Source organism: Streptomyces odonnellii, assembly GCF_000981895.1.
Lineage (GTDB): Bacteria > Actinomycetota > Actinomycetes > Streptomycetales > Streptomycetaceae > Streptomyces > Streptomyces odonnellii.
Window position 1 is genome coordinate 1 of sequence record NZ_LATD01000280.1, and the last position, 5,410, is coordinate 5,410.

At 68.8% G+C, this 5,410-nt stretch carries 3 protein-coding genes and 1 pseudogene; 1 reads left to right on the plus strand and 3 read right to left on the minus strand.

Features of this window, described 5'->3' with window-relative positions:
- Positions 1-273: 273 nt before the first annotated feature.
- The 3 genes and pseudogenes from WH07_RS24580 to WH07_RS36375 form a co-directional block, all read right to left on the minus strand.
- Positions 274-1,575: a M50 family metallopeptidase gene (locus tag WH07_RS24580; RefSeq protein ID WP_046504109.1), complete on the minus strand. Its 1,302-nt coding sequence runs from the start codon at positions 1,573-1,575 to the stop codon at positions 274-276.
- Positions 1,572-2,848: pseudogene (dxr, locus tag WH07_RS38020) on the minus strand (1-deoxy-D-xylulose-5-phosphate reductoisomerase). Before dxr ends, WH07_RS24580 begins: the two are co-directional and overlap by 4 nt.
- Positions 2,849-3,022: 174 nt before the next feature.
- On the minus strand, positions 3,023-3,802 hold the full coding sequence (locus WH07_RS36375; RefSeq protein WP_157877427.1) for a hypothetical protein: 780 nt from the start codon (positions 3,800-3,802) through the stop codon (positions 3,023-3,025).
- A 237-nt stretch (positions 3,803-4,039) separates the two neighbouring features.
- On the opposite strand from WH07_RS36375, the gene WH07_RS24600 reads away from it, so the two are divergent.
- Positions 4,040-5,272: a glycoside hydrolase family 64 protein gene (locus WH07_RS24600; protein ID WP_079023530.1), complete on the plus strand. Its 1,233-nt coding sequence runs from the start codon at positions 4,040-4,042 to the stop codon at positions 5,270-5,272.
- The last annotated feature ends 138 nt before the right edge of the window (positions 5,273-5,410 follow it).

Sequence of the window (5,410 nt, forward strand, 5' to 3'; positions counted from 1 at the left end):
CCGACACCGGCGCATCCCCACCCACCGCCACCGACCCCACCTGGATCCGACGGCTGACCCGCCGCTCGGCGAGCTTGGTCGGAACGGACGGCATTCCGAGAGAAATCGCAGTCATCTGCTGTGCAACCCCAAGGTATGGATCAAGGTCCCGGGACGGGCGGGCTCCGGCCCCGAGGTTACGCCACTACGCACCGCCCGAGCACATCCCGCAAGACCCTGTCTGACAAATCCCGCCTGGCCCGCGGGCGGACGGCGCCATTTGTCAGACAGGGCCTAGGAGATCTTGACCGGATTGAAGACATCGGCCACCAGGACAAGCAGCGTGAAGCAGATGAAGATCCCCGCCACCACATAGGCGAACGGCATCAGCTTCGCGACATCGAACGGCCCCGGGTCGGGGCGCTTGAAGAGCCGTGCCAGCCTGCGCCGCAGGGACTCCCAGAGCGCGCCCGCGATATGCCCGCCGTCGAGGGGCAGCAGCGGCAGCATATTGAACAGGAACAGCGAGAGGTTGAAGCCCGCGAGCAGGAACAGCATCATCGCGATCTGGTTGGTCGCGGGGATGTCGAGCGTCATCACCTCGCCGCCGATCCGGGCCGCGCCGACCACGCCGACCGGTGAGTCCTCCTTGCGCGGACCGTCGCCGAAGGCCGCGCTCCAGAGGTCGGGGATCTTGGAGGGAAGGGCGACGATCGACTCGACACCGTCCCCGATCATGGTGCCCATCCGGTCCACGGACTGCGGGAAGGACAGCGGAACGATCTCGGTGGCGGCGGCGAAGCCGAGATAACCGGCGGGAACGTACTTGCCGGGGACGACCTCTCCGTTGGAGTCCTTCTCGGCCACCAGGTTCTTGGCGAGGGTGGCGTGCAGTTCCTGCCGGGCGCCGTCGCGTTCGACGGTGATGGTGGCGGGGCCGATGGTCTCGCGGATCAGATTGGAGAGGGTGGTCCAGTCGCCGACGGACCGTCCGTTGAAGGCGACGATCCGGTCGCCCTCCTTGAGGCCGGCCTCTTGGGCGGGCGAGACCGGGTCGCCCTTCTGACAGGTGTCGCGCTTCTCGCTCTGCGAGATCACGCACTTCTGGACACCCGCGACCTGGGTGGTCTGGGTCTGGAAGCCGAAGCCCATCGCCACCCCGATGAAGATCACGGCGGCGAGGACCAGATTCATGAACGGGCCCGCGAACATCACGATCACGCGCTTCCACGGCTTGCGCGTGTAGAACAGCCGCTTCTCGTCGCCCGGTTGCAGTTCCTCGAAGGCCGCCGAGCGGGCGTCCTCTATCATCCCGCGCCACGGCGAGGTCGACCGCGCCTCGATCCGGCCGTCGGGTCCCGGCGGGAACATGCCGATCATGCGGATGTAGCCGCCGAGGGGGATCGCCTTGATCCCGTACTCGGTGTCGCCCTTCTTGCGCGACCAGATCGTCGGCCCGAACCCGACCATGTACTGGGGCACGCGGATGCCGAAGTACTTGGCGGTCGAGAGATGCCCCAGTTCGTGCCAGGCGATCGAGAAGAGCAGACCGGCGACAAAGACAAGAATGCCGAGGACCGTCAACAGAATCGTCATGCGCGAGCCTCCACCGGCTGTTCTTCGCCGTTCGTGTCTGCCAGTTGGTCTGCCAATGCCGCCGCCTTCTCACGCGCCCGGGCGCGTGCCCAGGTCTCGGCTTCGAGGACGTCCGCCACGGTGCAGCGCTCGTCCCGTGTTCTTCGACGATCTCGGTGACCGTGTCCATGATGCCGTTGAACGGGAGCCGGCCGGCCAGGAACGCGTCGACGCACTCCTCGTTCGCGGCATTGAACACCGCCGGAGCCGTACCGCCCAGGGCTCCCACCTTTCTGGCGAGTCCCACCGACGGGAAGGCCTCCCCGTCGAGCGGGAAGAACTCCCAGGTCGAGGCCTTCGTCCAGTCGAACGCGGGGGCTGCGTCCGGTACCCGCCACGGCCAGCCGAGACCTACGGCGATCGGCCCGCGCATATCGGGCGGGGTCGCCTGGGCCAGGGTCGAGCCGTCGCTGAATTCCACCATCGAGTGGACATACGACTGAGGGTGGACGACAACCTCAATGCGTTCGAAGGGAATGTCGTAAAGAAGATGTGCCTCGATCACTTCGAGCCCCTTGTTGACCAAGGTCGCCGAATTGACCGTGATCACCGGGCCCATCGACCAGGTCGGATGCGCGAGGGCGTCCCGGGGGGTGACCCGGGCCAGTTCGGCTCGTGTACGGCCTCGGAAGGGCCCGCCGGAGGCCGTCACGACCAGCTTGCGCACATCGGCGCGGGTGCCGGCGGCCAGCGCCTGGAAGAGCGCGGCGTGCTCGGAGTCGACCGGGATGATCTGGCCGGGCTTCGCCACGGCCTTGACGAGGGGGCCGCCGACGATCAGCGATTCCTTGTTGGCGAGAGCGAGGGTCCGGCCCGCGGTGAGGGCGGCGAGGGTGGGGGCGAGGCCGATGGAGCCGGTGATGCCGTTGAGGACGGTGTGGCAGTCGGAGGCCGCCAGCTCGGTGGCCGCGTCGGGGCCCGCGAGGATCTCCGGCAGCGGCTCGCCCGTACCGTAACGCTCCCTGAGCGCCTCCCGCAGCGCGGGCACGGTGTCCTCCCGCGCGACCGCGACGGTACGGACCCGCAGCCGCCGCGCCTGCTCGGCGAGGAGTTCCACCCTGCCTCCGGCGGCGGAGAGCGCGGTGACGCGGAAGCGGTCGGGATTGCGCAGGACCAGGTCGATGGCCTGGGTGCCGATCGATCCCGTGGAGCCGAGGACGACGATGTCCCGGCGGCCTTCGGTCGGGTCGAAGGCGATGTGTGGATCGGCGAGAGGGGCTGGGCTGTCGCTCATGCCCCCATTCTTGCCTCATCCGTGCGCCGGTTGGACAGCGCGCCCCTGTGGCTGCCGCGGTGCGCCGTGTTTTTGCCGGTCTCTTTGCCGTGCTTCAGTCTTTTCCCACGGCGTCCGGCTCCGTCTTCGGGGCTCCGTCACGGCTCCGCCGTTTTCCGGGCTCCGTCGGGGCCCTCATGCCTTCGCTGCCGCCTGGAACTTCTGCCACTGGGCCTGGACGATCTCGTCGGGCACTCCGCCGACGTCCTCGGTGCCGGGGATCTCGGCGCGGAAGGAGAGGGTGGTGGAGCCCGACCGTACAACGGTGAGGTATTCGTACAGCTTCAGCGTTCCCTTTACGTCGAGGATGGTGAAGCGGTATGCGGTGGCCTCGTCGCCCAGGGCGGGCGCCTTGGCCGGTTCCACCTTCAGGTATTTCGCCCGCGCCAGCGCCCGGTCCTCGGTGAATCCGCCGGCGCACTCCTTTCCCGCGGTACGGAGGGCCTTCAGGACGCCGGTCGCTCCCTGGGCGGCGTACGAGCGGAGCTGTACGGAGACCGTGAGCCCGAGCATCTCGTCGGGGACATCGGCCTTACGGTGCACTTCGGCGGCCGGATCGAAGGCCGTGGCGCCGGGCGCGAGGCTGACGAGTGGCTGGCAGACGGCGGGCTCGGCGGTGTAGTCCTCGCCGAGAGGGGCGCCGAGGGCGTAGTCGGAGACGGTGTAGCGGCCGATCTTCTCGCCGTCGGTGAGGGAGGCGGCGGTGAGCTGGCCCTTGGTGAGGGGCGCGGGACCGGCCGCGGAGGGCTTGCCGGTGGCACCGCCGTTCCTGGCTCCGGCGTTCTTGCCGTCGGCGCCGTCGCCCTGCTGGTCACCGCCGCTGCACGCGGACGCGCTGAGGAGTACGAGGCCGGCGGCCACCGCCGTCACACCGTGCCGTACCCGCCGCGACCGGCTCCTTGTGGCCCCGAACATGCCTGCCCCCATCGTGAGTTGACCTCGTGGGCCGATCTCGTGAGTTGATCGTCCCGACGCCCGATTGTGCTGCATGACTGCGGCCGGGAGCCACGGCCGCCGGACTTGAGCGAGGGCGTCGCGGTGCTTTCCGGGGCGGACGAATTGGCTCCGGTTCATTGACACGCCTCGGCCGTGGGCCGATTCTGAGAGCGCTCTCAAAGCCCCCAACTCCCCCCACAACTCAGGAGGCAGAGCGTGCTTGGCACAAAAAGGCTGCTCGCGTCACTGGCCGCCGCGGTGGTCTTCGCGACCGGGTTCTCGGCCGCGAGCCCGGCGTCACTCGCCGGCGCCGCCGTACCCACCGAAGCCGCGGTGCCCGCCGAGGCCGCCGTGCCGGAGACGATCCCCCTCACGATCACCAACAACTCCGGCCGCGCGGAACCCGTTTACCTGTACAACCTCGGGACGCTCCTCACGACGGGCCGGCAGGGCTGGGCCGACGCGAACGGCACGTTCCACGCGTGGCCCGCCGGCGGCAATCCGCCCACCCCGGCGCCCGACGCGTCGATCGCCGGGCCGGCCAACGGGCAGTCGATCACGATCCGGATGCCGAAGTTCTCCGGCCGGGTCTACTTCTCGTACGGCCAGAAGCTCGACTTCAGGCTGACCACCGGCGGTCTGGTGCAGCCCGCGGTCCAGAACCCGAACGACCCGAACCGGAACATCCTGTTCAACTGGACCGAGTACACACTCAACGACGCCGGATTGTGGATCAACAGCACACAGGTCGATATGTTCTCGGCGCCGTACGCGGTCGGTGTCAGGCTCCCCGACGGCTCCACCAGGACCACCGGCCATCTCAAGCCGGGCGGCTACAACGGCGTCCTCAACGCGCTCAGGAGCCAGCCGGGCGGCTGGGCCAATCTGGTCCAGACCCGCCCCGACGGCACCGTCCTGCGTGCCCTCGCTCCCGGCCACGGCATCGGCTCGGGCTCGCTCCCCGCCGGGGTGCTGGACGACTACATCAACCGGGTGTGGAGCAGGTACACGACCTCGACGCTGACGGTCACACCGTTCGCGGACCAGCCGAACACCAAGTACTTCGGCCGGGTCTCCGGCAATGTCATGAACTTCACGAACTCGGCGGGCGCGGTCGTCACCTCGTTCCAGAAGCCCGACGCCGACAGCGTCTTCGGCTGCTACAAGCACCTGGACGCCCCGAACGACCTGGTCCGCGGCCCCATCTCCCGCACCCTCTGCGCGGGCTTCAACCGAACCACCCTCCTCACCAACCCCAACCAGCCGGACACCAGCCCGTCCGGCTTCTACCAGGACGCGGTGACCAACCACTACGCCCGCACGATCCACGCCCAGATGTCCGACGGCAAGGCGTACGCCTTCGCCTTTGACGACGTGGGCAACCACGAGTCCCTGGTGAACGACCCCAACCCCCAGCAGGCGTACATCACCCTGGACCCGTTCAACTAGGCCCGTTCGACCAGGCCCTTTCGACCGGGCGTTCTCTGCCAGGCCTTCTCGGCCAGGCCCTGTTCACGGCTCCGGGCCGCGTCCCTCTGGGGGCGCGGCCCGGAGGCTCGGTGGGTCAGGGGATGGGGCGGTGGACGC